This is a genomic window from Gardnerella vaginalis (genome assembly GCF_001546455.1).
Lineage (GTDB): Bacteria > Actinomycetota > Actinomycetes > Actinomycetales > Bifidobacteriaceae > Bifidobacterium > Bifidobacterium vaginale_B.
The window spans coordinates 167,008-193,022 of sequence record NZ_KQ956819.1 but is presented as its reverse complement, the minus strand read 5'-3'; the positions used below and the strand labels follow the sequence as shown (position 1 = coordinate 193,022).

26 protein-coding genes are annotated in these 26,015 nt (G+C 44.1%); all 26 read left to right on the top strand.

Going from position 1 to position 26,015, the window contains the following annotated elements; all coding sequences use genetic code 11:
- Positions 1 to 49: 49 nt before the first annotated feature.
- Positions 50 to 1,054 carry an ATP-binding cassette domain-containing protein gene (locus tag HMPREF3216_RS04125; RefSeq protein WP_016636109.1) on the top strand — a complete coding sequence of 335 codons (1,005 nt, stop codon included), beginning with the start codon at positions 50 to 52 and terminating at the stop codon, positions 1,052 to 1,054.
- Positions 1,051 to 2,040, top strand: a complete 990-nt coding sequence (locus HMPREF3216_RS04120) for an ABC transporter permease subunit (protein ID WP_016636108.1) — start codon at positions 1,051 to 1,053, stop codon at positions 2,038 to 2,040. Before HMPREF3216_RS04125 ends, HMPREF3216_RS04120 begins: the two co-directional genes overlap by 4 nt.
- Before the next feature lie 135 nt (positions 2,041 to 2,175).
- The gene (gene gatC, locus HMPREF3216_RS04115; RefSeq protein WP_004114131.1) at positions 2,176 to 2,472 is read left to right on the top strand and encodes an Asp-tRNA(Asn)/Glu-tRNA(Gln) amidotransferase subunit GatC; all 297 of its coding nucleotides are present in this window, start codon (positions 2,176 to 2,178) and stop codon (positions 2,470 to 2,472) included.
- A 2-nt stretch (positions 2,473 to 2,474) separates the two neighbouring features.
- A complete protein-coding gene (gene gatA / locus HMPREF3216_RS04110; protein WP_016636107.1) occupies positions 2,475 to 4,016 on the top strand; it encodes an Asp-tRNA(Asn)/Glu-tRNA(Gln) amidotransferase subunit GatA in 1,542 nt (513 codons plus the stop codon).
- A 32-nt stretch (positions 4,017 to 4,048) separates the two neighbouring features.
- Positions 4,049 to 5,548: an Asp-tRNA(Asn)/Glu-tRNA(Gln) amidotransferase subunit GatB gene (gene gatB, locus HMPREF3216_RS04105; protein ID WP_060787060.1), complete on the top strand. Its 1,500-nt coding sequence runs from the start codon at positions 4,049 to 4,051 to the stop codon at positions 5,546 to 5,548.
- Positions 5,549 to 5,725: 177 nt separating this feature from the next.
- Positions 5,726 to 6,691, top strand: a complete 966-nt coding sequence (locus tag HMPREF3216_RS04100; protein WP_060787059.1) for a GNAT family N-acetyltransferase — start codon at positions 5,726 to 5,728, stop codon at positions 6,689 to 6,691.
- Positions 6,688 to 7,002, top strand: a complete 315-nt coding sequence (locus HMPREF3216_RS04095) for a DUF2469 domain-containing protein (RefSeq protein WP_004105898.1) — start codon at positions 6,688 to 6,690, stop codon at positions 7,000 to 7,002. The genes HMPREF3216_RS04100 and HMPREF3216_RS04095 overlap by 4 nt, the downstream gene beginning before the upstream one ends.
- Positions 7,003 to 7,122: 120 nt before the next feature.
- The gene (locus HMPREF3216_RS04090) at positions 7,123 to 8,739 is read left to right on the top strand and encodes an NAD(P)/FAD-dependent oxidoreductase (RefSeq protein WP_060787058.1); all 1,617 of its coding nucleotides are present in this window, start codon (positions 7,123 to 7,125) and stop codon (positions 8,737 to 8,739) included.
- Positions 8,740 to 8,913: 174 nt separating this feature from the next.
- Positions 8,914 to 10,797, top strand: coding sequence for a transcription termination factor Rho (gene rho / locus HMPREF3216_RS04085; RefSeq protein ID WP_060787057.1), 1,884 nt, complete (start codon positions 8,914 to 8,916; stop codon positions 10,795 to 10,797).
- Between the two features lie 261 nt (positions 10,798 to 11,058).
- Positions 11,059 to 11,556, top strand: coding sequence for an Lrp/AsnC family transcriptional regulator (locus HMPREF3216_RS04080; protein WP_060787056.1), 498 nt, complete (start codon positions 11,059 to 11,061; stop codon positions 11,554 to 11,556).
- A gap of 31 nt (positions 11,557 to 11,587) precedes the next feature.
- A complete protein-coding gene (locus tag HMPREF3216_RS04075) occupies positions 11,588 to 11,947 on the top strand; it encodes a chorismate mutase (protein ID WP_060787055.1) in 360 nt (119 codons plus the stop codon).
- A gap of 35 nt (positions 11,948 to 11,982) precedes the next feature.
- Positions 11,983 to 13,038: a class II fructose-bisphosphate aldolase gene (fbaA, locus tag HMPREF3216_RS04070; protein WP_060787054.1), complete on the top strand. Its 1,056-nt coding sequence runs from the start codon at positions 11,983 to 11,985 to the stop codon at positions 13,036 to 13,038.
- A gap of 131 nt (positions 13,039 to 13,169) precedes the next feature.
- Entirely contained in the window at positions 13,170 to 14,471 is a 1,302-nt protein-coding gene (locus HMPREF3216_RS04065) for an adenylosuccinate synthase (RefSeq protein WP_060787053.1), read from the top strand.
- A gap of 73 nt (positions 14,472 to 14,544) precedes the next feature.
- The gene (locus HMPREF3216_RS04060; RefSeq protein ID WP_060787052.1) at positions 14,545 to 15,102 is read left to right on the top strand and encodes a fluoride efflux transporter FluC; all 558 of its coding nucleotides are present in this window, start codon (positions 14,545 to 14,547) and stop codon (positions 15,100 to 15,102) included.
- Positions 15,099 to 15,518 carry a fluoride efflux transporter FluC gene (locus tag HMPREF3216_RS04055; protein ID WP_060787051.1) on the top strand — a complete coding sequence of 140 codons (420 nt, stop codon included), beginning with the start codon at positions 15,099 to 15,101 and terminating at the stop codon, positions 15,516 to 15,518. The genes HMPREF3216_RS04060 and HMPREF3216_RS04055 overlap by 4 nt, the downstream gene beginning before the upstream one ends.
- A 111-nt stretch (positions 15,519 to 15,629) precedes the next feature.
- A complete protein-coding gene (locus tag HMPREF3216_RS04050) occupies positions 15,630 to 16,988 on the top strand; it encodes a ClC family H(+)/Cl(-) exchange transporter (RefSeq protein WP_060787050.1) in 1,359 nt (452 codons plus the stop codon).
- A 132-nt stretch (positions 16,989 to 17,120) separates the two neighbouring features.
- Positions 17,121 to 18,326: a CpaE-like family protein gene (locus HMPREF3216_RS04045; protein WP_060787049.1), complete on the top strand. Its 1,206-nt coding sequence runs from the start codon at positions 17,121 to 17,123 to the stop codon at positions 18,324 to 18,326.
- Positions 18,307 to 19,341 (top strand): CpaF family protein, encoded by a 1,035-nt coding sequence (locus tag HMPREF3216_RS04040; RefSeq protein WP_060787133.1) that lies wholly within the window; start codon positions 18,307 to 18,309, stop codon positions 19,339 to 19,341. The genes HMPREF3216_RS04045 and HMPREF3216_RS04040 overlap by 20 nt, the downstream gene beginning before the upstream one ends.
- A gap of 27 nt (positions 19,342 to 19,368) precedes the next feature.
- Complete coding sequence (locus HMPREF3216_RS04035; protein WP_060787048.1) at positions 19,369 to 19,995, top strand: type II secretion system F family protein; 627 nt, start codon at positions 19,369 to 19,371, stop codon at positions 19,993 to 19,995.
- Between the two features lie 71 nt (positions 19,996 to 20,066).
- Entirely contained in the window at positions 20,067 to 20,684 is a 618-nt protein-coding gene (locus HMPREF3216_RS04030; RefSeq protein WP_060787047.1) for a type II secretion system F family protein, read from the top strand.
- Between the two features lie 116 nt (positions 20,685 to 20,800).
- Positions 20,801 to 21,076, top strand: a complete 276-nt coding sequence (locus HMPREF3216_RS04025) for a DUF4244 domain-containing protein (protein ID WP_060787046.1) — start codon at positions 20,801 to 20,803, stop codon at positions 21,074 to 21,076.
- Between the two features lie 235 nt (positions 21,077 to 21,311).
- Positions 21,312 to 21,686: a TadE family protein gene (locus HMPREF3216_RS04020; RefSeq protein ID WP_060787132.1), complete on the top strand. Its 375-nt coding sequence runs from the start codon at positions 21,312 to 21,314 to the stop codon at positions 21,684 to 21,686.
- Positions 21,683 to 22,087 carry an Rv3654c family TadE-like protein gene (locus HMPREF3216_RS04015; protein ID WP_060787045.1) on the top strand — a complete coding sequence of 135 codons (405 nt, stop codon included), beginning with the start codon at positions 21,683 to 21,685 and terminating at the stop codon, positions 22,085 to 22,087. The genes HMPREF3216_RS04020 and HMPREF3216_RS04015 overlap by 4 nt, the downstream gene beginning before the upstream one ends.
- A gap of 129 nt (positions 22,088 to 22,216) precedes the next feature.
- Positions 22,217 to 24,391 carry a DNA polymerase III subunit gamma and tau gene (locus HMPREF3216_RS04010; RefSeq protein WP_060787044.1) on the top strand — a complete coding sequence of 725 codons (2,175 nt, stop codon included), beginning with the start codon at positions 22,217 to 22,219 and terminating at the stop codon, positions 24,389 to 24,391.
- A gap of 3 nt (positions 24,392 to 24,394) precedes the next feature.
- On the top strand, positions 24,395 to 25,003 hold the full coding sequence (gene recR / locus HMPREF3216_RS04005; protein ID WP_060787043.1) for a recombination mediator RecR: 609 nt from the start codon (positions 24,395 to 24,397) through the stop codon (positions 25,001 to 25,003).
- Positions 25,004 to 25,171: 168 nt separating this feature from the next.
- A complete protein-coding gene (locus HMPREF3216_RS04000) occupies positions 25,172 to 25,936 on the top strand; it encodes an aspartate kinase (protein WP_060787042.1) in 765 nt (254 codons plus the stop codon).
- The last annotated feature ends 79 nt before the right edge of the window (positions 25,937 to 26,015 follow it).

Here is a 26,015-nt window from a genome sequence, read left to right as displayed (position 1 = left end):
ACACTTACATTTTAGGTGTATTTTTTTTTATTTGTGATATTGTTAATTTATGTTAGAATTTCAACATATTACAAAGCGTTTTGGCGAAAAAACAGCGCTTAACGACGTTTCTTTCGTCGCCGAAGACGGTAAAGTCACTGGCTTTTTGGGCCCTAACGGCGCTGGTAAATCTACCACCATGCGTTGTGCGTTAAATCTTATTCATGCCAATAGTGGCACTTCTCTTATTGACGGCAAACCTTACGCAAAAATTGCCTCTCCAATGACGGAAGTTGGAGCAGTTCTTGACGCAAAGTCTGCTCACAGGGGCCGTACGGCTTACAACCACCTGTATTCATTGGCTTTAACTCACGGAATATCAAAAAAGCGCGTTGACGAAGTGATTGATATTACTGGATTATCAAGTGTTAAAACCCGCAAAGCAGGATCTTTCTCGCTTGGTATGAGCCAGCGTCTTTCCATTGCGGCGGCTCTTTTAGCAGATCCACACAATCTTATTTTGGACGAGCCAATTAACGGCTTAGATCCAGAAGGCGTTAAGTGGGTTCGTGAATTATGCAAGTATTACGCAAGCGAAGGCCGCGCAATACTACTTAGCTCGCACTTAATGAGCGAGGTTGCTCTTACTGCAGATAACCTTGTGATTATTGCGCATGGCGAGATTTTGAAGCGCACAACAGTGCAGGATTTTGTTGATGCACATTCGCAGCACGCTGTGCGACTTGTAACTCCAGAAGGCGAAAAATTAAAGCAAGTGCTTGCTCAAAATCATCCTGAGTGCAAGATTTTGCCAGATAATCGCACACCTCAAGACGTTCAAGAAGGCGAACTTTTTAGAATAACAGATTGCGAACTAAGCCAGATTGCGCGAGCAATTGCGGATAATCAAATTTTGGTATATCAGCTTAATTACGAGCACGCGTCACTTGAGGAAGCATATTTGGCTCTTACACACGGTCAAGAGCAGTATGTAACGAAGGCTGTTCCTAGCAGCGGCTCGAAGCCGAGTGAACAAAACGTAGAGCAATCTAATAGTGAGGAGAGTGCAAAATGAGTGAGCAAGTAGCAAATCAACAAGTGCAATCTTCTGAATCTAACGCACATCAGTCTAACGCGTATAAAACAGGTCGCAGCATGAACGCTCAGCACTTGCGTCTTACATTTATACATGTTCTTAAATCCGAGATTGTTAAGTTGCGCGGACTTGCGTCAACATGGTGGTGCATGGCATTAACAATTGTTTTGCCAGTAATCTTTAGCTTTATTATAGCGATTGTGCAAAAAGCAATGTCTAAAGTTGACATTAAGAATGGAGCAAATCAAGGCAAATCAAGCGCTGCAATTACTGTTGGGCCGAGCAATAAAAGTAGCCTTATTGCATCTCAAGATAGCATTTTCCACTTAGTTATTAGTTTTGCTTCTGTATCTTTGATTGTTTTGGCAATTTTTGCAGTGCTTGCTGTAACCGCGGAGCATTCTACAACTTCGATTCAGGCTTCTCTTACTGCTGTACCTAAAAGGGGTATGTTCTTTACGGCTAAGTTTATTGCGGTTGCAATCTATGTTTTTGTAGCCCAACTTATTGCAATGGCAGTTTCTTTAGCTGCTGCAGAATTAGCTTTTATGGGAGATAACATTTCCGGATTATCGGGAAGCAACGTGTGGAAATTGCCGCTTACTCTGTTCCTTGGCTCTCCTGCAATTATGGTTGTTGTGTCAGCAATGGCCTACGGTTTTGGCATGATTTGCAAGTCAACTGCTGGCGGAATTATGTGCGTTATTGGAGCCGTGGTGATTCTGCAGACCATTGTTAGCATTATTATGCTTGCAAGCAATTTTGCGAAGTGGACTTCAATACTTATTCAGATTTTGCCAGGCAGTGCTGTAAGCCAATTCTTAGGAGCCTCCGCTAATTCTGGGCTGCAACTTCCACCAAACGCATATGTTTTCACATGGTGGCAGTCCGGTTTAGTGGTTCTTGCTTGGGGTGTAGTTATGTACGCAATTGGTTACGTAATTGAAAAGCATCGCGATATCTAAAATATTAAAATATTCTGCAAATAATATTTTGCAAAAATAATAAGGGCTTTATCTCGTAACTGACTACAAGATAAAGCCCTTTTTGCATAATTTTTGCTATAGCAAAGGTCACGCATCACACATATAGTTGAGGTTATGCCAACATTCACACGCGAAGAAATTGAGCATCTGGGCGTTCTATCCCAGATTGCGCTTAGCGACGAAGAAATCAGTCGCTTGCAAGGCGAATTAAACGTCATTGCAGAATCTATTAACAAAGTGCAGGAAGTTGCTGGCGAAGATGTGCCACCTACTGCAAATCCAGTACCTCTTGAAGCGTATTTGCGCCCAGACGAGCCTGCTACGCCATTGACTCAAGAAGAAGCGCTTTCTGGCGCTCCTAGAAGTGAGTCTGGCATGTTTGTAGCACCTCGAATTTTGGGGGAGGAATAAACATGACTAATACTCAAGATTTAGTAAAGCTTTCTGCTGCCGATATGGCAAAAGCTGTAAAAGCTAAAGAAGTTTCTAGCCGCGAGCTTGTTGAAGCTCACTTGGCAGTAATCGAAGCAGCTGAGCCAGAAATCAAAGCATTCTTGCATGTTTCTGCAGATGTTGCACTTGAACAAGCAGATGCCTTTGATAAAAAGAATGCTAATGGCGAAGCTGAAGGCTTACCTGAGCTTGCAGGCGTTCCAATTGCCATTAAAGACATGATTGTTACTAAGGGCATTCCTACTACTGCAGCCTCTAAGATTCTTGAAGGCTGGGTTCCACCTTACGACGCTACTGTTATTGAAAAGCTCAAGGCAGCTGGCATGCCAATTCTTGGCAAGACTAATTTGGATGAGTTTGCTCAAGGTTCTTCTACCGAGCATTCCGCTTACCAAACTACTTGCAATCCTTGGGATACTGAGCGCGTTCCTGGTGGTTCTGGCGGCGGTTCTGCAGCTGCTGTTGCTGCATTCGAAGCCCCTATTGCTTTGGGTACAGATACTGGTGGTTCCATTCGTCAGCCAGGCGCTTTAACTGGTACAGTCGGCGCAAAGCCAACTTACGGCGGAGTTAGCCGTTTTGGCGCAATCGCCATGGCAAGCTCTCTAGACCAGATTGGCCCTGTTTCTCGTACCGTTCTTGACTCTGCACTTTTGCAAGAGATTATTGGCGGCAACGATAAGCGCGATTCCACTTCGATTCCAGCTCCTGTTCCTCCAATGGCTCAGGCTGCGCGCGAGGGCGCTCGCCGCGATTTGAAGGGCGTAAAGGTTGGTCTTGTTAAAGAGCTTAGCGGCGAAGGCTTCCAGCCAGGCGTTGAAGCACGCTTTAATGAGGCTGTGCAATTGCTTAAAGATATGGGCGCAGAAGTAACAGAAGTCTCCTGCCCTCACTTCCCTTACTCGCTATCTGCATACTACATAATCATGCCTTCCGAAGTTAGCTCCAACTTGGCTCGCTACGACGGAATGCGCTACGGTTTGCGCGTAATGCCACCAGCAGATAAGCCTCAAACTGCTGCAAACATGATGGCTGCAACTCGCGAAGCTGGCTTTGGCGACGAAGTAAAGCGCCGTATTATTCTCGGTACTTACGCACTTTCCGCTGGCTACTACGACGCTTGGTATGGCTCTGCACAAAAGGTTCGTACGCTTATTATTCGCGATTTTGAAGAAGCGTTTAATAAGGTAGATGTTCTAGTCTCCCCAACAAGCCCTACAACGGCATTCAAGTTTGGCGAGAAGATGAACGATCCACTTTCCATGTACATGAACGATATTGCTACGATTCCTGCAAACATGGCTGGCGTTCCAGCTTTGAGCCTCCCAGCTGGCTTGAGCGATGATGGCTTGCCTGTTGGTATTCAGATTATTGCTCCGCAATGCCATGATGAAAAGATGTACAAGCCTGCAGCAGCGTTGGAAGCAGCGCTCGAAGAAAAGTGGAGCGGTCCAATCTGGAAGTCGCTTAAAGCTGGCTGGCTCGATTCATTGGCTAAGTAAAGTTAAGCAAAGCTTAAGTAAGAAGGATTCTCATGGCTGAAAAACTTATGAAATACGCCGATGCTGTGGAGCAATTTGACCCAGTTTTCGGCTTGGAAACTCACGTTGAGCTTAGCACTCGCACAAAGCTGTTCTGCCCAGCGGAAGTATCTTTTGGCGGCGAACCAAACACTCAGCTAACACCTGTAAGCCTTGGTTTACCAGGCTCTTTGCCAGTTGTAAACAAGACTGCAGTTGATTACGCGATTAAGCTCGGCTTAGCGTTGCATTGCGAGATTGCTGAGTGGAGCCAGTTTGCTCGTAAAAACTACTTCTACCCAGATATGCCTCGCGATTACCAGATTTCCCAGTACGATAAGCCAACTAATGGCAATGGCTACTTGGATGTTGAGCTGGAAGATGGCACTGTGTTCCGCGTTCCGATTGAGCGCGCTCACATTGAGGATGATGCTGGTAAGAATACTCACGTTGGTGGCGCTGACGGCCGTATTGAAGGCGCAAATCATTCTTTGGTTGATTACAATCGCGCAGGCGTGCCTTTAATCGAGATTGTAACTAAGCCAATCGAAGGTGCTGGAAGCCGCGCCCCAGAAATCGCAGGCGCATACATGCGCGCTATTCGCGATATTGTTCGCGCTCTCAACATCTCCCACGCTCGCATGGAGCAGGGCAATATGCGCGCAGACGTAAACGTTTCGCTCCGCAGAAAGCCAACCGATCCATTCGGCACGCGTTCCGAAACTAAGAATGTGAACACATTCCGCGGAATTGAGAAGACGCTGCAATACGAGATTCGTCGCCAGGCTGCTATTTTGAGCGAAGGCGGCGAGATTTTGCAGGAGACACGCCACTGGGATGAGGCAACTCAGACTACTGCTGGCGGCCGCGTAAAGTCCGACGCCGACGATTATCGCTACTTCCCAGACCCAGATTTGGTTATGCTTCACATTACTAAAGAGCATATTGAGCAAATGAAGGCACAAATGCCAGAAATGCCTCGCGAGCGCCGTAACCGCTTGCAAAGCGAATGGGGTATTAGCGATCTTGAAATGCGCGATATTCTTAACGCGGATGCTCTTGATTTGGTTGAAGAAACTGTTAAGGCTGGTGCAACTGCAGCTGGCGCTAAAAAGTGGTGGCTTGGTGAGCTTGCTCGCGAAGCGAACACTCGTGGAGTCACTTTGGAAGAATTGCCTATTACTCCGCAAGACGTTGCGCAAGTTGAAAAGCTTATTGCAAGCGGCAATCTTAACGATAAGCTTGCTAAGCAAACTGTTGCAGGCGTTTTGGCTGGCGAAGGCACTCCAGATGAAGTTGTTAAGAAGCACGGCTTTAAGGTTATGAACGACGACGGCGCTTTGGAAGCCGCTGTTGATGCTGCTCTTGCAGCCGATCCAGAAGTTGCCGAAAAGCTCAAGGCTGGAAACATGAAGCCGATGGGTGCAATTATTGGCGCTGTTATGCGCGCAACTAAAGGTCAGGCAGACGCTAAGGCTGTTACTAAGATTGTAATGGCAAAAATCAAAGGCTAGTTTAGATTAGCTTTTACTTTGCACTTTTTGCGCTTTATACTTTGCTTTTTAACCTTGTGTTTTATAGCATTGTATAGGGTGCAAAAAGTGTGATTTTATATCACGGTTTTTACTAATCGTTGTACGCTTTTTGTATGCTTTTGCAACACGTAAGTCGATTCTACGGAAAAGGTGAATATGCAGGGATTCAATGCTGATTCTACAAGCCGCCGAGAGCTTCCAGAAAGTATTGTGATTCCGCCAATCCGTGGCGAAATGGCACGACTTAGGCCAGCAGCCATCGAAGATTTGGCGAAAATGGACGCATTGCATGCTTTTGACGGAGCAGCCGTTATAACCGGCAAAGATTCACAGTCGGAACGCGCAATGGTTCATGCGTGGGTAAATCGTTCGGTGCAGTGGTCTTCGGCTGGAAGCACTGAGGAAAAATCTAATCAGAATGCCGCCGCTGGCGACGCTCAATCACGCCCAACAATCGCCTGGTCTATTGTGCCAGATTTTATTGATGATGCTAAAAACACCAATGGCGATATTATTGGAATGATTTTTTTGATTGACATTGACGGTTGGTCTAAATCCGCTAGAATTCAGGTGATTCTGGGACGCGATTATAGGGGTCGCGGGTATTCCAGGGATGCAATGCCTAGAGTTATGACTTACGGCTTTGCGCCAAGCGAGGTTGGTCTTGCATTGCATAGAATCTGGGTTGGTGTTCCAGCAGCAAACGCGCGCTCGCTTTCGGTATATCAATCGCTTGGATTTATGAAAACGGGAACTGCTCGCGACGCTCTGTGGGATTCTCAAAACCAAAAATATCAAGATTTTGTAGTAATGGACACTCTTGTAGATGAGTATGATGCCATTCGCTCTCTAGACGCTTTTGGGCTCCACGTTATTGAAGATAATCCTGGCGTTTGCGAGGCTTTAAGCGCACACGAGCATTCGATTGCGATTCCTGTTAAAAATAGCGATTCTAACAAATCATTAGGCTACGAACCTGCTGAATCTAACGTTAAGCAGGCAGAAGATACCTCTAAGCGAGCATGGTGGCGTATTATAGGACGAGGCCGCAAACGCAATCAAGCGAGCGAAGAATCAACCGCAACAGATGCAAAAAATGCAACAACGGAGGGGAATCTATGAGCGCCGAAGATCTCGACAATTACGAAACCGACGCCGAGCTTGCGTTGTATAAGGAATATCGTGACGTTATTAAGCTTTTTACCTACGTTGTAGAAACCGAACGCCGATTTTACTTGGCAAATAAGGTTGATTTTAACGTGCGTTCCGCGGGTCAAGATGTGTACTTCGACGTTCAATTAACAGACGCTTGGGTGTGGGATGTTTACCGACCTTCGCGATTTGTAAAAAACGTTCGAATTGTTACGTTTAAAGACGTAAATGTGGAAGAAGTTCAAAAAACGGATATCGATATTCCAGAATCTATCGCGTGATAAGAGTATGCTACGTATGGATTGGCTTGAATTCTAAGTAGTAGATATTCTAACAGCAAATGATTGTTTGTAATTTGTTGTTTTAGACTTTGAAAAATTGTTTTTAGGTATGGAGGAAAATTGACTGATACACAATCCCAGAAACAATCTGTAGTGATTATTGGTGGCGGTCCGGCAGGGTTGACGGCCGCTTGGGAGCTTGTAAAAGATGGCGGCGCTAGCAAGTACGATGTAACCGTTCTTGAGGCAACTAGCGAGTTCGGCGGCATTTCGCGTACCGTAAAATATAACGGAAACCGAATGGATATTGGCGGTCACCGATTCTTCTCTAAAGACGATCGCATTATGCAGTGGTGGCGTGAAATGTTGCCATTGCAGGGCGCTCCTTCTTACGATGACAAGAAGCTTGGCAGGCATCATGATTTAGAGGCTGGAGGCCCAGACCCAGAAGTCGAAGATGAAGTTATGCTTAAGCGTCATCGCGTTTCTAGAATCTTCTGGAATCACCATTTCTTTGACTACCCTATCTCTCTTTCTGCAGCAACTTTGCGTTCTATGGGCTTTGTGCTGACTATGAAGGTTGGTTTTAGCTACCTTTGGTCCATGATTCATAAGCTTCCAGAAACAAACCTCGAAAACTTTTACATTAATCGCTTTGGCAAAAAGCTTTACTCCATGTTCTTTGAAGGTTATACCGAGAAGCTTTGGGGTAGGCACCCAAGCCAGATTTCTGCCGATTGGGGCGCTCAGCGTGTTAAGGGCCTAAGCATTGTTGAGGTTTTAAAAAACGCTATTTCTAAGCTTATGCCTAAGAATAAGGCAAGCCAGAAAGAAGTTGAGACTTCGCTTATTGAAGAATTCTGGTATCCAAAGCTTGGTCCAGGCCAGCTTTGGGAAACCGTTGAACGCCGCTGCCGCGAAAATGGCGCCACTGTTTTAACTGGCTCTAAGGTTGTGGCCATAAAGCAGGCGGACGGCAAGATTTGCAGCGTTGTTGTTGAAAATCAAAATGGCGAGCGCAGTGAGCTTCATGCAGATCAGTTTATTTCGTCTATGCCAATTAAAGATTTGGTTGCAGCTCTTGAGCAAGGCGCAGATGGCAATAATGCGGAAGTTCCACAAGATTTGCAAAAGGTTGCATCAGGCTTGCCTTACCGCGATTTTGTGACTGTTGGCTTGCTTGTTAAGCGCATGCGCTTGCGCAACACAACCGATATTCCAACTCTTGGCAATCCTCCTATTGTTCCAGATTGCTGGATTTACGTGCAAGACCCTGGCTATAAGGTTGGACGCTTGCAAATCTTTAACAACTGGAGCCCATACCTTGTTAAAGACGTTGACAACACTGTTTGGATTGGCCTTGAATACTTCTGCAGTGAAGGCGACGATTTTTGGAATATGAGTGACGAAGAAGCTCGCAAAAATGCAATTGACGAGTTGATTCGCATGCAGGTTATTGAAAGCGAAGACGACGTTTTAGATGCTCATCGCGAACGCGTTCCAAAGGCATATCCTGCATACTTTGACACTTACGCTCAGATGCCTGATCTTGTTAAGTATTTGGACGCTTTTGGCAACTTGTATTGCGTTGGTAGAAATGGCCAGCACCGCTACAATAACCAGGATCACTCAATGGCAACTGCTATTGAAGCTGTTCAAAATATTAACAACGGAAAGCAATCTAAAGATAACGTTTGGTCTGTTAATACCGAGAAATCGTATCACGAAAAGAAGTAGCGCTTGGCTTGCCACGCCGTGTTGTTGTGAGTCGTACGAGTGTAGTAGCATACATTTATCGGCGATTAATACACATTGATATGTGTCTATCGTTATATTCACAACGGATTTTCCGTAATCTTCCATGTAAAGCTCCAAGCAGTCTATTTCTTGGAGTTAGGGAAAGGCATAACTGTGGCAACAAGCCAAAATCTTGATGATATGAAGCTTTCGGAGCTTAAGGATCTTGCGAAGCAAATGGGTCTGCGCGGCACGTCTACAATGCGCAAGCCAGATTTGGTTGCTACGCTAACTGCTGCGCGAAATGGTGGGGATGCGCCAGCTGGTGTTAGCGTTCATGTTCCTAAAAACTCTGTAAGAACAAATCGTTTTTCACTAAACGATGATGAGTCTTCTAATTCAAATGATGCGGATAAGATTGTGCGTCGTCACAATTTTGCACGAGATAACCAGCCTCAGCGTTATCACAAAGCGGATGCTGCAGATAGCGTGCGCGAAAATAACTCTCGCGCAAACAGTGGCAATAATTTTGCTAAAGCAGAAGAGTCAGTTGCTGATTTAGACCAGATTCTTGCTACTTTACCAAGCGAAAAGCCTTCTGATTCCGCATCAAACCGAGACTTAGAATCGCGTAGAATGCGCTCTGCTTCTAGATCTAACGAAGAGAATGACTACGATTCTAGAGCAGATAGATCCGATAGAAGCGACAGAGGCGATAGATTCCAGCGCAGATTACGCGGACGAGACAGAAATGACTACGATTCTAGAGCAGAACGCAACTCCGAACGCAATGCAGAACGCAACTCCGAGCGCAATTTGCGTCAGGAGCGAGCCGATATTCGCGAAGAGCAAGAAATTCACGAGCCAGCTCCACGCCGCGAAGAACCAAAAGAAGAGCTCGTTCCAGTTGCTGGCATTGTAGACGTTCTTGACTCCTATGCTTTTGTGCGCACTTCTGGCTATTTGCCTGGCCCAAACGACGTTTACGTTTCTATGAGCCAAATCAAAAAATACGGATTGCGCAAGGGAGATGCTGTTCAAGGTTCCATTCGCGCACCTCGCGAAGGAGACCGCAGAAATCAGCGCCAAAAGTTTGTTCCTTTGCAAAGCGTTGACAGCATTAACGGCATGAGCGTTGAAGAATCTCAGAATCGTCCGCAATTTGCTAAGTTAACTCCTTTGTATCCGCAGGAACGCTTAAAGCAAGAGACTACGCCAAATCGCATGCTTGGCCGCATTATTGATCTTGTAGCTCCTATTGGTAAAGGTCAGCGCGGCTTAATTGTTTCGCCTCCTAAGGCTGGTAAAACAATCACTTTGCAAAATATTGCTAACGCTATTGCTGTTAACAATCCAGAAGTGCATTTGATGGTTGTTCTTGTAGACGAACGCCCAGAAGAAGTTACCGACATGGAACGCACCGTTCAGGGAGAGGTTATTTCTTCTACATTCGACCGTCCAGCTACAGACCACACTACCGTTGCAGAGCTTGCGATTGAGCGTGCTAAGAGGCTTGTGGAGCTTGGACAAGACGTTGTTGTGCTTCTTGATTCCATGACTCGCCTTGCTCGCGCATACAATATTGCCGCCCCTGCTTCTGGCCGCATTCTTTCTGGCGGCGTGGACGCTCAGGCGCTTTACCCACCTAAGAAGTTCTTTGGTGCCGCGCGAAACATTGAAAATGGCGGTTCTTTGACTATTATTTCTTCCGCTTTGGTGGAAACTGGTTCAAAGATGGATGAAGTTATTTTCGAAGAGTTTAAGGGCACAGGAAACATGGAGTTGCGTTTGAGCCGCGACTTGGCCGATAAGCGCTTGTTCCCAGCTGTAGATATTAATTCTTCTGGCACGCGCCGCGAAGAGCTGATTACTCCAGCGCAAGAATTGCCGATTATTTATCGCTTGAGGCGATTGTTCGGCGGTTTGGAGCCAGAGCAGGCTTACCAGACTTTGGTGCCGCGCTTAAAGAAGACCGCTTCTAATCGCGATTTTCTTGCGGCGATTGTTCAGCAAGCCAATAACTCAACTAATGGCGGCACAGGAGCAGTCGCAGCTTAACAGCGCAAAAATAGTTAAAATCTAGATTAAAAATACCCCTTGGTTAAAATCGAGGGGTATTTTTTATACAAATATCTCAAACCGTCAGAAGTTTAGATGTGTAAACATGTGTTAAATAATGTGAAAAACCGTGATTTTTTATCTAATTTTGTTCTTTTTCATTAAAAAATACGATACGATTAGATAGACTGCAGGGGGCGTAGCTAAAGTCAAAGAAGAAAAACAAAGATTTTAGATGCGCTGTATGAGGATGGAGGTCGTATGACAGGAAGCTCTCATAGGATTGAAAACAATATTCCTTCTGGCTTGGAAGCCAGCGCGAGCACAGTTGCTCCAATAGATTCTACAGATGCAATTATTGTAGACATTCTTGAGCACGATGGCCGTGCAACACTAACCAAGCTAGCTAAAGCATCTGGATTATCTGTTTCCGCAGTGCAATCCAGGGTTCAAAAGCTCGAACGACGCGGAATTATAACTGGGTATCGTGCTTTGATTGATTACGAACGCAGAGGTTTGCCTGTAAGCGCGTTCGTAGCGGTTACTCCTCTTGACTTTGAGCAAGAATCTAGCATTCCAAACAAGCTAAAAGACATTGAAGGCATTGAAGCCTGCTATTCGATTACAGGAAGCCCAAGCTTTATGCTTGTTGTTCGCGTTGCAACTCCTAGCAAGCTGGAAGAATTAATTAACACAATTCACCGCATTGTTCCAGTTAGCACGGAAACAACAATGGTTTTGCAAACTTATTTCGACTAGAAATATTGTGTGCAATATTGTGTGCAAAAACATGTGCAACTCTTCTAAAGAATCGATTGACGCGCGCAAGCGTTTGACTGAATCAGATTGTAGCTATGACTGCGATTCAGTAAGCGAGATTTTTGCGTTGCGTCAGTCGATTGACAATATTGACAATGCGATTGTTGCGCTTTTAGCTGAACGTTTTAAAGTCACAGAAAAAGTTGGGGAAATAAAAGCGCGCGCAAATCTTGCTACAGAAGATAAATCGCGAGAAAACCGCCAGGCAAGTCGACTAAAAAAGATTGCCGAAGAATCCGGATTAAAAGAAGAAATCGCACTCGAATATCTACATTTTGTAGTAACTGCAGCAAAAAAACGTCATCAAGAAATCAAAGATAATCAAAAATAGCTAAAAATATGCGCGCTTAGAGCAATAATAAGAGTATGACTATTGCAACCGTTGAACGTTACGCACAAATGCTTGATGCCGCAAGCAAAGGCGGCTATGCCTACCCTGCGATTAACGTTACTAGCACGCAAACATTAAACGCCGCACTCCAAGGATTTGCCGAAGCTCAAAGCGACGGAATTATTCAAGTATCGGTTGGCGGATCCGCATATTTTTCGGGTCAATGCGTAAATAATCGCGTTGTTGGATCAATCGCATTTGCGCAATTCGCGCATCAAGTTGCAGCACAATACCCAAATATTAGCGTTGCATTGCACACGGATCATTGTGCAGAGCCTTATTTAGACGATTGGATTAAGCCACTTCTTGCGCACGAGGCAGATCAAGTTGCACACGGCGAAGAGCCGATTTTCCAGTCGCATATGTGGGACGGTTCCACGGTTAAGCTTGAGCACAATCTAGATATTGCAGAAGAATTGCTAGAGGCTTCGGCAAAAGCGCACACAATTTTAGAGATTGAAATCGGCGCAGTTGGCGGCGAAGAAGACGGCCACAGAGCAGATATTGACGAAAAGTTGTACTCCACTCCCCAAGACGCTATGCGCGTTGTTGAGCGATTAGGTTTAGAAGACCGCGCAAAGTACATGGCCGCTTTTACGTTTGGAAACGTGCATGGCGCGTACAAACCAGGTGTTGTTAAGCTTAGGCCACAATTGCTAGACAACATTCAAAGCGCTGTGTACAACAAGTACAAGCTTGATTTGTGCAATCGCAAGTTTGGTGTGCCAACAAAGCCATTTTTGCTGGTGTTCCATGGTGGGTCTGGCTCTACGGCCGAAGAAATCGCGCAAGCTGTAAAATATGGCGTTGTAAAAATGAATATTGACACAGATACGCAATATGCTTTTACGCGCGCAATCGCAGACCACATGTTCCACAACTACGACTCGGTTCTTAAAATCGACGGCGAAGTTGGGGCAAAAAAGCTTTACGACCCAAGATCTTGGGGCAAAGAAGCAGAAAAAGCCATGGCTCAGCGTGTTGTAGAAGCTTGCGTACAGCTTGGTTCCGCTGGAAAAGCTTTAAAATAGCTTTAAAACAGCTCTAAAATAGCGCAATCGCAAATATTTATTAACATTATTCGGTATTGGCTTTGCGCTAGTCTTAACACGTAGGAATTGTGTTTGTTTGGGCAACGTTAGCCCAAAAATGGAGGTGCAGCATGCCTGGAATTGTGCTTATTGGCGCTCAATGGGGTGACGAAGGCAAAGGTAAAGCAACTGATTTAATTGGTTCTAAGGTAGATATTGTTGCACGTTTTAATGGCGGCAATAACGCTGGCCACACTGTTGTTGTAGGAAACGAATCTTACGCACTGCACTTACTCCCTAGCGGCATAATCAGCGCAAACGTAACTCCTGTTATTGGAAACGGCGTTGTTATAGACCCAGAAGTTCTTTTTGAAGAGATTGACGCGCTTGAATCTCGCGGCGTTGATTGCTCGAGGTTGCTTGTTAGCGAGTCGGCGCATGTTATTACACCGTATCATCGCGTAATCGATAAAGTTACAGAGCGATTCCTTGGAAAGCACAAGATTGGTACAACGGGTCGCGGAATTGGCCCAACTTACGCAGATAAGATTAATCGCGTTGGTATTCGCGTGCACGATTTGTTTAACGCAGATCATTTGCGAGATAAGGTAGAAGCCAGCTTGCATCAAAAGAATCAGATGCTTGTTAAGCTTTACAACCAGCACCCAATTGACATTGATGTTGTTACCAGCCAACTTGTAGAGCTTGGAAAGCGACTAAAGCCATACGTTGCCGATACTTCGCTTGTACTAAACCAGGCAATGGAAAATGGCAAAACCGTGCTTTTTGAAGGCGGCCAGGCAACTATGCTAGACGTTGATCACGGAACATACCCATTTGTAACGTCTTCTAATCCTACGGCTGGCGGTGCTTGCACGGGTACGGGCGTTGGCCCTACTCGCATTAATCGCGTAATCGGCGTTGCTAAGGCCTACATTACGCGCGTTGGCGAAGGCCCATTCCCTACAGAGCTTTTGGACGAAAGTGGCGATTGGCTGCGCGAGCAAGGTCACGAATATGGCGTAACAACTGGTCGCCCTCGCCGTTGCGGATGGTTTGACTCTGTTGTTAGCCGCTATGCAACTCGCGTAAATGGCCTAACAGATATTGTTCTTACAAAGCTAGATGTTTTGACTGGCCTAAAAGAGATTCCAGTTTGCGTAGCTTACGATGTGACTTTAGCAGACGGAAGCGTTGAGCGCGTAAACGAGATGCCAGTAGATCAGTCTCTGTTTGCTAGCGCTAAGCCAGTTTACGAGATGCTTCCAGGCTGGAGTGAAGATATTTCTAAAGTCCACAAGTTTGAAGACTTGCCTGCCAATACTCAAAGCTACGTAAAGCGCTTGGAAGAGCTTTCCAATTGCCGCATTTCGGCAATTGGTACCGGCCCTCAGCGCGACCACATTATTAGTGTTCATTCACTGATTGATTAATGCTATTAATGCATTAATGGCTAGTTAAGGCTGACTAAGGCTGATTAAACTTCGATTTAAGGCGGCTAAAGCTATGAGTATTCCAAGCAGCAATCCCCCAGACTTGCCCTCAGCACAACCACATAAAACACTTGGTGCAAAAATCTATTTTGTTGTGTTTGTTGGCGGCGTGCTCGGCGCTTTTGTGCGTAGTGAAATAGGCGTTTTTACGCATGGCATGCATTGGGATTCGGGATATTCGATGCTTTTTAGCCGCTTTACTTTTGCAACTCTTTTGTCTAACGTTTTGGCATGTTTTATTCTTGCTTTAGTAAGTTCGCTTGTAGCAAGTGGATTGCGCTGCAAAAACAAAGATCTAATAAAATACGGTTTTTGCACAGGATTTTGCGGAGCGCTTTCCACAATGTCCACTTTTGCCTTTGAGGGCGCATACTCCGCATTTACCGCAATGAACATTGTAAAAGTAATTGCAATTATGGCATTATCTATGATTTTTGGCGTTTTAGCAGTGCTTGCTGGAAGCTTAATTGGAGATAGAATTTTTGCTTTTAATGGCAATAACAGCGTAAAAAATGCTGACGATGCAAAAATCAGCAATAAAATAGACGCTAACAAAGGCGGTGCAAAATGATGTTTTACGCATACGCTCTTTTTTGGCTGCCTCTTGTTTTTGCAGGACTTGGCGCCGTTCTTCGTTGCGCAGTATCTGATGCAATAGGGCGCGTTTATAACCACGATTTTCCAATCGCAACCTTGCTAATCAACGCTTTTGCATCTTTTATAATGGGCTTAGTTACATCCCTAAGCTCTGCAATTATATACAATTTAACTTTTGCTTCAGCTATTGTTTACAGTTGCGCTTTGGGATTCTTAGGCGGATTTTCAACGTTTTCAACCGCAATCTTAGAAGTCGTAAGCCTGTTTAAGCTAAAGAAAATCAAGCTTGGACTATGGCTTTTTGTTAGCGAACTAATAGTGCCATTCTTGTGCGCATTTATTGCATACGCTGGAACGTGTTTTGTACTGTTTTTGCTTCTAACGTCTTAGTTTTTAATTTTATTAATTGATGTATTTTATTAATTGATATTTATTGTGTTATTAAAAATGTTAGAATGCTTTGTGTATTTGTTTGCGATTTGATTTAAGAATAGGTTTATTGTGACTTTAAAGAACGTAGGCGGTTCTATACGCGATTTTTTGCGCGACCTTTCGGATCGCATTCTTAAAACACTTAAGCATCTTAGATGGAAGATGGTTCTTGCGGGCGCAGTTGTTGGCCTTGTTTCGGGCGCGCTTGTGGCAACTTATAGACTTGGGATTGAGTGCGGAACCGATTTTGCGCGATGGATGTATGCGCGAATGTTGCAAAACATGCTTTGGATTGTACCGTGTGTGGTTTTTGCGATTGTTGCTGGACTTTTTATTGGCTGGATGAGTCGCAAAGAAAGTATGGCATCTGGAAGCGGTATTCCGCAAGTTGTTGGATATGTTCAGCGCGGACTAAAAATGTGTTGGAACACCATTTTGCCTGTACGATTTGTAGGCGGATTGTTGGGGTCGCTGTTTGGCTTGTCTCTTGGGCGCGAAGGCCCTTCGATTCAAATCGGAGCTTGCGGCGCGCAAATGATGTCTAGAATTTTTAGAAAAGGCAATAAAAACGATACACAAGAACACTATGTTGTAACCGCTGGAGCAGCAGCTGGCTTATCTGCTGCCTTTAGTGCCCCACTTTCTGGGCTTATGTTTGCTATGGAAGAAGTTCAGCACGGGCTATCTTCAACGGTTCTTATGGGAGCAGCAGTAGCATCTATTTGCGCGGACTTTGTGTCTCAAACATGCTTTGGACTTCGCCCTGTTTTAGACTTTGGAATGATTCCAGACTTGCCAATGGCACTTCATTTTTGGTTGATTCCGCTTGGCATTTTTGCAGGTCTTGTTGGATCTTTAATGAACCGCTCTTTACTTGGATTACAAACGCTGTATAAATATTTGCCTAAATGGGCTCCTGTATCTGCAGCATGTTTAATCGCAATTCCTGTTGGCTTATATTTGCCAGAGGTTCTTGGTGGAGGCTCAAATCTTGTTAAACTTTCCGAATATGGAAAGGTAAGCATAGCGCTTCTGTGCCTTCTGTTTGTTGCAAAAATGCTGTTTACTTCTACAAGCTTTGGATGCGGCGCTCCTGGCGGTATTTTTATGCCAATTCTGGCTGTTGGAGCGCTTGCAGGCGGTGTTGCTTCGCGAGCAATTATAAACACTCCTCTACTTGGCATTAACGCAAAACTAATGCCGATTTTTACAGTGTGCGTTATGGCTGGCACGCTTTCGGCTTCGGTAAAAGCTCCGCTCACTTCGATTTTGCTAACCGTAGAAATGTCGGGAACAATGATTCACACTCTGCCAGTTGCCGCCTCTGCGTTTATTGCGCTTCTTGTATCCGACATTTTGCACACTAAACCAATCTACGGTGAGCTTCTGGAAAGATATATGGCTTCCAATCCAAAGCTTGTGCGCTAATACGCTTATACAGCAATAAGCTAAAACAGCAATGTGGATAACTTTTTGGCGGAATTGCAACGTTTATTAAGCCTTTAACCACATTTTTACAAAAGTATTGCTTATTTGTTTTGCATGCTATTCAATAGCTGCATGAGCAATATGAATATTGATAATTACGATGCACCTTCGTGCGTGGCTAGGGCACTTAACACGTACCCACCTCAGGCAAGCGCGCTTAAAAACGCGATTAACCAAGCTAAGCAAGTTAACATTGTTAGCCAAGTTAATCAGGCAAATAAGAGTGAAGACTCAACTATTATTGCGTCTTTTAATCGCAGTTCTGATTTTCTTGCAAGCCCTGCGGTTAGCAAAGATTTTGGCGTTATAAATAATCGTGCGCTTCAAGACAATCGCGATAGTGGCGAAAATTGCAATAATAGCAACAATCGCAATAATCATGTTGTTCAAGAAACTATTGGAAGCTTGAACTATTCGCTAAAGCCTTTTCCAAAAAATGTTGTAATTGGTTCTGCAGCAAATAGCGGAATTGGTTTAAGCACTACTCTTGCGCTTCTGGCAAGCAATATAGCTAGTAAAAAATACGTTGTAGCTTTAATCGATGCAGATATTTCAAATGGCGGTTTAGATGTTTTGCTTGGATTAGAGCAAGATGAAGGCAGAAGATTGCAAGAGGTTCAAGCTCCTTTAGGAAGATTAGACGGCTACGTTTTGCGCTGCGAGCTTTTGCACTGGAACAATGTGGATATTTTGGCTTATTCGCCTTGGAAAAATCAGGAGCCTAAGCCATGGGTTATTGAGGCCGCAATTAGAGGTCTTGCTAAAGCCTGCGACGTTGTAATTGTAGACATTGGATCTGGGCTTTCGGCAAGAAAGCTTTTGCAAGATCTTCCAACTTTGGCAGAGGTCCCAACAATTTTTGCAGCAGAGCTTAGCGTTTTAGGCCTTGCACGATTGCGAGCGCATTGGCGAAATCTAGAGTTAGATAATAAAAATTACGCCAAGAATCTCACTTCTATTGTTGCAGGTTTAAACCCACGCGGACTTTCTAGCAGATTTTGCCCTGTAGAAGTTGGGGAAGCTTGCGATTATTTACTTTGCAATGTAGAAGGGCCAATTGGCCACGATTCTAAAATGTACGAAGACATAATTGGCGGGTATGGAATTAGAAGCGTACCTAAATGTGCGCAAGCAACCGTGGGGAAAATCACCACTTGGCTGCTTGGCAATTCTCGCGAATCGGGTTTAATGGCGTCTACTGCGCAAGGCAATCAATCTTGTAAATATGGAAGATTTTCAAAAATATTGGGCGGTAAACATGGTTCTACAAGATATTGATTTTGGCGTTTTGCAAGATCTTGCAAACAATCCTAAAACAACTGATATTGTTGTTACAGATACTGGCCGCGTTTGGGTGGATTTTGGATTAGGCCTACAAGAATACAATCCAAGGATTCCGTTTGATAATCCCAGCGTTTTGCGCGAATATGCTGTTTGGCTGTGCGCTCAATTAGGTAAAAGATTAGACGACGCATGCCCAATTGCAGACGCTTCTAGCCCGCTAGGAGTGCGCATTCACGCGCTTATTGCCCCAATAGTTTTAAGCGGAGCTGCTATTTCGATTCGTTTTCCAGCGCTAAAACGCTATTGTTTAACGGAGTTAAGCAGCAAAGGCATGTTTCCAATTGAGCTATCCAGAATTCTTTATTTGCTGGTTGAAAGCCGCGCAAATATTTTGATTACAGGCAGTACAGGTTCGGGCAAAACAACGCTTATGAAGGCTCTTTTAGCTTCTTGCAATCCAAAAGACAGAATAGTAACTGTTGAAGAAACACGAGAATTGGGCTCTGTTTCCAACGATCACGTTTCTTTAGCCACAAGGGAAGCGAATGTTGAAGGTGCTGGCTGCATTGATTTGCCAGATCTTGTAAAGGCCACTTTGCGCATGCGCCCCGACAGAATTATTTTGGGCGAGTGTAGAGGCAAGGAAATAGCTGATTTGCTGCGCGTTTTTACATGCGGTCACAAGGGAGGAATGACAACTTTGCACGCCGATAAAGTGCAAAAGGTTCCAGCACGATTAATGGCCCTGGGTTTGCTTGCAGGGCTAGAGCCAATGGCACTTTGCGCTCTAGCTGCAGATGCATTCGACGTTGTTATTCACGTTGAGCGAGTAAATGGAGCGCGCGTTGTAAAAGAACTTGGATTGCTAAAGTCAAATGATTCTGGCGCGTTAGAAGGTGTTCCTGTTTTAAGAGTTAAAGACTCGCAAATAGAGACCACTTTAGCGTGGAAAGATTTTGCAACCAAATGGCATTTGCCTCTAAATTCGCAAATTGTTTTAAAGGCTTAACTGTTAAAAGCTAACAAAGGATTTGATATGGGTATTGAAGAATCGCTAGCAGCTCTTGTTGCATCTTTAAAATCGGGGTCTTCTTTTGAATCGATTATTAGAGGCAGCGATGAACGCAATAGCAACACCAGCATCGTAAGCAGCAAGGCGTACAGCCAGCAGATAAATGCAGAATCCATATTAAAGTGGATTAATTCTAGACTAGAGTCAAGCAATAATACCGCTGATGTAGCTAAGTCTTTTAAAAATGCAAAAACTTCTAAAAAGACCAAAGGTCAAAAAGATGCGCGTAGAATTGCACAGTCGCTTATGTGCGTGTACAACTTAAGCAACTCAATTGGCTGCCCTATGGCAGATTGCGTTCAAGCTGTTTCGGATTCTTACTACGCAAATAAAAGAGTTGACGACTTAAGCGAGGAGGTTTTTGCAATGCCAAAAGCCACTATAAAGTTGCTTATTGCTCTTCCCTTTTTGTCACTTTTAACAGGCCAACTTTTAGGGGCAAACCCAATATTAATGATTCTTACAAGCTACAAGGGCTATACGCTTTTAGGCGTTGGAATGACCTTTTACACAATTGGCATTATTTGGGTTGCGCGCATTCTTAATTCCTCTAAAAAAGCGATGAGCACTCCTTACCTTAGTGGAGCTTAGAGCGAATTGGCAACAGTTACCAACAGTTAAAAGTTTTTACGTTAAAACTTAAAGCTTATATAGGAGGTTAAATGCTAAAGGCAATTATTATTTGGATTATTTTAGTTGCATACATAATTGTTTTGTGCAAACTTTTTTCTAAGCAGGTGGCAGTTAGCTCACTGTATAATCGCGCATGCAAACCTGCTATTTTTATGCAAGAGACTTACGAGTTTAGGCAGAACACAATAAACGATATAGACCCGATTCTTGGTTTGCAAATGATAATAGTGGCGCTAAAAAGTGGTGTTGCAATAACTAGAGCACTTGACGCAGTTGGCTGCGCGCTGCCCGCTTCTAAGGGAATCTGGCTAAAACGAGTTTCTAAAGCGCTTATTTCTGGTAGCACTTGGCGAGAAGCATGGAGCGCGCCACACGTGTACTTTAATAAAAAAGATAAAAACTCTTATTCTTCTTTAGTTTTAAGTGCGTGGCTAAAAAACTCTTTAAGCGAGTCATGGAGTTATGGAAGCTCGCCAGTTCCAGTGCTTAACGCCGTTTTACAAAACTATGAGCAATCGATGAAGAACATTGCAAAGAAAGAAAGTTCTAGACTTTCCGTTCGTCTTCTTTTGCCCGTTGGATTGTGCTTTTTGCCAGCGTTTATTTTTGTTGGCATTTTGCCAACTGTTGCAGCATTTATGCACTAATATCAAAGGTTTTGCAAATTTATAATCCAGCGCAAAAGTCGCGTCTAAAATTTGTGCCCCAAACGGGTACATAAATAAAAAAAAATAAACAATAAAAAGAAAGGAAGGTAAGTAACATGAAAAAAATTGCTAACACATTTTCAAACCTTTGTTGCACATTTGCAATAAAGGCAAACGAAGGGCTGATTAAAGCAGAACAAGCATGCAATAGCGTGCAAAATCGCTTGAATCACAACCTAAAGCAGCTAGATGAAGGAGCGGTTACTGCAGAATATGCGGTTGTTCTTATAGCTGCTACGGCTTTTGCTGCTGTTCTTATTGCAGTTGCTAAATCAAATGCTGTACGCACCGCTATTGGCGAACTAGTTAAAAGAGCTTTGCACGTTAGCTAGGGCAATAAGCGATATACCAAAATAGATTGCGTGAAACATTGCGTGAAACATTGCGAAGCTCTTGATGATATAAGATTTACAAAATTTGAATTGATTAAAAGCACTAAAGAACTAGCACAAACACTAATAAATGGAGATTTAACTAATGCAAAAGAAATGAGAAAAAATGAAGAATTATATATTTTTGAACATTTTTAATAAGAAGGATGCAAATAAAAAAGATACAGAATTAACTATGCGCACTAAAGTCGCTAAATTTGCTAAAAATATTAAAGATACTAAAGATTTTGGGGCAGTAACCGCAGAATTTGCGATTATTTTGCCTGCAGTTGTAATTCTTACTGTGGTGTTAATTTTTGTAGGGAAATCAGTTGTAAATACAATGAATTGCAACGACGCAGCAGGCCAGGTTGCCTATTATGTAGCATCCACACACGATTCTAAAGAAGCACAAAACATAGTGCATAAAGTATCTGGAAACAATAGTTCTGTAAAAGTTGAATATGTTGGAAATATGGCAAATATTGTTGTTAGTTGCCCAGTTGTGCCAGACCCGCTGAAGGTTTTGCCATTATCTATTGAAGCACGCATTAGTCAGGTTTTAATATGAGATCAAAAAGAACTAAGCGATTAATAACGCAATGTTTTTGTTTTAAGCATTTGAACGGGGCGGATTGCGGTTCTGGAACTATGCTAGGCATAGGATTGGTAACCGCAATCTGCTCTATGCTGGTTCTTTGCGCTGTTATTGGGTCAATTCTTGTTTCTAAACACCGCGCATACGCGCTAGCAAATGCGGCGGCAATATCTGGAGCTGTTGCCATACAAAACATGCAAGGAGACGCCTGCAAAATCGCACAAAACACAGCTAGAGCAAACAATGCAAAAATCGAGTCTTGTGTTGAAAAAGACAACGACATATCGCTAAAGTTAAGCGTTCCTTTACACCTTCCAATGGCAAATAGTATAAGCGTAAGCGCTAAAGCAGGCTTAGTGGATTGTAGCAAGTAAATGCATAATGTAGCATGTAATAGCGTGCGGAAACGTTGCATGTTTGATTAAAAGATTAAAATAAAACAGAAGCTTGCTTAAGCAAGATTAAGTGGATTCAAGTTAATGTCTAGTTGGCGGTAGGTTATTATGGCACTTGCGTTGTATCGAAGATATAGACCAGACACTTTTGAAGGTGTTATTGGTCAGAATCAGGTTACAGTTCCGCTTATTAGAGCACTTGATCAAGGCAAAATAACGCACGCTTATCTATTTTCGGGGCCTCGCGGATGCGGAAAAACAAGTTCGGCACGCATTTTAGCGCGATGCATTAATTGCGAACAAGGCCCAACCTCTAAGCCATGCGGAAAATGCCAAAGCTGCAAAGATCTTGCAACAGGCGGCCCAGGTTCTATAGACGTTGTAGAAATAGATGCAGCAAGCCACAACGGTGTTGATGACGCTAGAGAACTGCGCGAGCGCGCAGGATTTGCGCCAGCTAGAGATAGATACAAGATTTTTATTCTAGACGAGGCTCATATGGTTACTCCGCAAGGCTTTAACGCTTTGCTTAAGATTGTGGAAGAGCCGCCTGAGCACGTTATGTTTATTTTTGCTACAACAGAACCAGATAAGGTGATTGGAACAATTCGCTCTAGAACTCACCACTACCCGTTTAGGCTTGTTCCACCAGAAGTAATGGGTCCTTACTTAGAGAGCATTTGCCAAAAAGAGGGAATTCAAGCACAAAAAGGCGTTCTGCGTCTTGCTATGCGCGCAGGCGGCGGATCAATGCGAGATACGCTTTCGGTATTGGACCAGTTGATGATTGGCTCCGTAAATGGCGCTATATCACTAGATTCTGCTGTTGCGCTTCTTGGATTTACGCCTTCTAACTTAATTGGAGACGTTGTTGATGCTCTTATTGAAAAAGACGGAGCAAAACTTTACGAAACTGTGCAAAAGGTTATTGTTGGAGGCTTCGATAGTCGCAAGTTTGTAGAAGATTTGCTTGGTCGCTTGCGCGATTTGTTGCTATTGGCTTCTGCAGGAGTTAATAGCGCTAAAAACTTGTTGGGAGATTTATCTCCAGAAGACATGCAAGATTTACAACGTCAGTCAAGTCAGCTTACTTTGAGCAACTTGTCTAGAATGGCAGAAATCGTAAATAATGCTTTTGCGGGAATGGCAAATGCTGTTTCGCCTAGAATGAATCTTGAAATTCTTGTTGCGCGCCTGCTTTGCACTAGAACAGATTCTACCGAAAATGCTCAAACGCAGATTTATGCAAAAAATGTTGAAGCGCCAAAAACTAACGTAAAGCATTTTATTGGCTCGGCAAACAAAGAACAGAACAATAAGCAAGTGCCGCCACAGATGAAGCAGACGCAGACGCAAGAGCCAGCACAAGAACAGATACAAAAAGAAGAAATACAGCCAGAACAAATACAGCCAGAACAGATACAATCGCAAGCAGAAGCACAACTTGATCAGCCAACTAAGATTTTAGACGTTGACGAGGCGTGGAATAATCTGGTTAAAGATCTTCCAAACGATGTTCGCGAATACGTAGAGCGAAATCATGTTCCAAAGGTTAGATTAGACGAAAGCAATCCGCTAAAAAGAAAGCTTGTTCTAACTTTTGACGAGCCTATAAGCCAGCATGCTTTTGCGCTTGCGATTTGCACAACTGCTCCTTACGATGGCAAAAAAGTACCCGTTGTTGTTATGAGCAAAGTAAAAGACGTTTTTGGCAAAGACGTTTCAATAGCGCCTAATTCTGTTGCAGAAAATGGCCAAAAAGTTGAATCCGTAGCAAAAATGGATTCTCAAAAGCTTGCTCAAGTTAAGCGCGAGTTGCTTATGCGCAAGGCTGGAATTGTAAAAGGATTTGGCAAAACAGCCAGCGAAGAAAGCGAGTTGGCTGACGATAGCCCTTTAGATAGTTCTTTAGATAGTTCTTTAGACGCATCGCAAGATGACGCATGGGCAAGCATGGCGTCTGCACCAATGGGAGATGCACTTGCGGCAGCACAAGCACAAGCACTGCAAGAAACACAACACGTGCAGCAAGCGCAATCGCAATCAATAGAGCAGGAGCAATCGCCAGCCGCATCGCCAGCACAATCGCAGCAAGATGAAGTCATAAATGGCGCTCAAGAAGACGAATGCTCAATGCAAGACGCGTCTTTAGAATCTGCAACAAACATTGGCATAGACGACTTAGAAAAAATGTTTGAAGTCAAATCTGTAAAAGAATTCGGCGCAAGCGACCCAAATAATCCTAAAAACGCACACGCGCGCAGGCGAAAGCAAGAGGAGTAAAAAGTGCATAATGTGTCATCGTACGAAGGCGCAATTGGCAGAGTTATAGACGCATTTTCTAGTCTTCCTGGAATTGGCCCAAAAGGCGCACAAAGAATCGCATTTTACATACTTTCGTCTTCTAACGCGCAAGCGCAAGAACTAATCGACTCAATTAACGACTTAAAAGAGAACGTGCGGTTCTGCCAAATTTGCGGAAACGTGTGCGAGCAAAGCCCGTGCGTTGTTTGCCTAGACCCTAGAAGAGACCACACAAAAATCTGCGTTGTAGAAGAGCCAAAAGACATTATGAGCATTGAGCGCACGCACGAGTACGCGGGCGTTTATCACGTTTTAGGCGGAGCGATTAATCCAATGGCAAATGTGGGGCCTGCAGACTTAAAAATAACGCAACTACTTGAGCGCTTAAAAGACGCACAAGTAAAAGAGGTTATTTTAGCGCTCGATCCAAATATAGAAGGCGAAGCAACAGTTACGTATTTAGCGCGACTGCTTGAGCCGCTTGATATAAAGGTGACTAGGCTCGCAAGCGGGTTGCCGGTTGGCGGAGATCTTGAGTATGCAGACGAAGTGACGCTTGGAAGAGCGTTTGAAGGCAGACGAGAGGTATAGGAATTCCCATCGCGGAAAAATCGAAAGCCGCCGCGCACCAGAATATACACCACTAACGTATTGCAAAATAAAAATAAAAATAAATAGAGCACGCTTGGTAGTCTGATTTTAGATTAGTTCTTCTAACGTGCATGCTTTAGAAGCATAACCTGAACATAAGGGGTTAAAGTGGCTCTTATAGTGCAGAAATACGGCGGTTCTTCTGTAGAAGACACGGACGCAATCCAGCGCGTAGCCAAAAGAATTTTAGACACAAAAGCGGCTGGAAACGACGTTGCGGTTGTTGTTTCAGCTATGGGAGACACCACAGACAACTTAATTGATCAGGCAATGAGTGTAAATGCGCATCCGCCAGCCAGAGAAATGGATATGCTTATGACTGCGGGCGAGCGCATTTCCATGAGCCTTCTGGCAATGGCCATTCACGCGCAGGGGTCGCACGCCTACTCTTTTACTGGTTCGCAAGCTGGATTTATGACAGACGCTCAATTTGGAGCGGCTCATATTCGCGCTGTTAAGCCAGATCGCGTTACGCACGCGCTTAAAAAAGGCAGCGTTGCAATTGTTGCAGGATTCCAAGGAATTAGCGAAGTTGGCGACGACACAACGCTTGGCCGAGGAGGCTCAGATACTTCTGCTGTTGCGCTGTCAGTGGCATTGGGCGCGGATATTTGCGAGATTTACACAGACGTTGACGGCGTTTTTACCGCAGACCCTAGAATCGTTCCAACAGCAAAGCGAATCCCCGTTATTGACTACGACTCAATGCTTGAGATGTCGTCTTGCGGATCGCGCGTTTTGGCATTGCGATGTGTTGAATATGCACAACGATTTAGCATGCCATTGCATGTTCGCAGCTCGTTTTCGCACAGAAATGGCACTTTGGTTGTTCCTAACGGAGTGGATCCAAAGAGCCTGCCAAATCTAAGTTAATTATTTATTAAAAAGACATAGACATAAAGCACAACATAACACACAGTAAATAAGCAAAGACAATAGATAGAAGGCGGCA

Coding starts and splice junctions, on each gene's coding strand:
- HMPREF3216_RS04125 (WP_016636109.1), top strand. CDS start 50: ATGTTAGAATTTCAACATATTACAAAGCGTTTTGGCGAAAAAACAGCG.
- HMPREF3216_RS04120 (WP_016636108.1), top strand. CDS start 1,051: ATGAGTGAGCAAGTAGCAAATCAACAAGTGCAATCTTCTGAATCTAAC.
- gatC (WP_004114131.1), top strand. CDS start 2,176: ATGCCAACATTCACACGCGAAGAAATTGAGCATCTGGGCGTTCTATCC.
- gatA (WP_016636107.1), top strand. CDS start 2,475: ATGACTAATACTCAAGATTTAGTAAAGCTTTCTGCTGCCGATATGGCA.
- gatB (WP_060787060.1), top strand. CDS start 4,049: ATGGCTGAAAAACTTATGAAATACGCCGATGCTGTGGAGCAATTTGAC.
- HMPREF3216_RS04100 (WP_060787059.1), top strand. CDS start 5,726: ATGCAGGGATTCAATGCTGATTCTACAAGCCGCCGAGAGCTTCCAGAA.
- HMPREF3216_RS04095 (WP_004105898.1), top strand. CDS start 6,688: ATGAGCGCCGAAGATCTCGACAATTACGAAACCGACGCCGAGCTTGCG.
- HMPREF3216_RS04080 (WP_060787056.1), top strand. CDS start 11,059: ATGACAGGAAGCTCTCATAGGATTGAAAACAATATTCCTTCTGGCTTG.
- HMPREF3216_RS04075 (WP_060787055.1), top strand. CDS start 11,588: ATGTGCAACTCTTCTAAAGAATCGATTGACGCGCGCAAGCGTTTGACT.
- fbaA (WP_060787054.1), top strand. CDS start 11,983: ATGACTATTGCAACCGTTGAACGTTACGCACAAATGCTTGATGCCGCA.
- HMPREF3216_RS04065 (WP_060787053.1), top strand. CDS start 13,170: ATGCCTGGAATTGTGCTTATTGGCGCTCAATGGGGTGACGAAGGCAAA.
- HMPREF3216_RS04060 (WP_060787052.1), top strand. CDS start 14,545: ATGAGTATTCCAAGCAGCAATCCCCCAGACTTGCCCTCAGCACAACCA.
- HMPREF3216_RS04055 (WP_060787051.1), top strand. CDS start 15,099: ATGATGTTTTACGCATACGCTCTTTTTTGGCTGCCTCTTGTTTTTGCA.
- HMPREF3216_RS04045 (WP_060787049.1), top strand. CDS start 17,121: ATGAGCAATATGAATATTGATAATTACGATGCACCTTCGTGCGTGGCT.
- HMPREF3216_RS04040 (WP_060787133.1), top strand. CDS start 18,307: ATGGTTCTACAAGATATTGATTTTGGCGTTTTGCAAGATCTTGCAAAC.
- HMPREF3216_RS04035 (WP_060787048.1), top strand. CDS start 19,369: ATGGGTATTGAAGAATCGCTAGCAGCTCTTGTTGCATCTTTAAAATCG.
- HMPREF3216_RS04030 (WP_060787047.1), top strand. CDS start 20,067: ATGCTAAAGGCAATTATTATTTGGATTATTTTAGTTGCATACATAATT.
- HMPREF3216_RS04025 (WP_060787046.1), top strand. CDS start 20,801: ATGAAAAAAATTGCTAACACATTTTCAAACCTTTGTTGCACATTTGCA.
- HMPREF3216_RS04020 (WP_060787132.1), top strand. CDS start 21,312: ATGCGCACTAAAGTCGCTAAATTTGCTAAAAATATTAAAGATACTAAA.
- HMPREF3216_RS04015 (WP_060787045.1), top strand. CDS start 21,683: ATGAGATCAAAAAGAACTAAGCGATTAATAACGCAATGTTTTTGTTTT.
- HMPREF3216_RS04010 (WP_060787044.1), top strand. CDS start 22,217: ATGGCACTTGCGTTGTATCGAAGATATAGACCAGACACTTTTGAAGGT.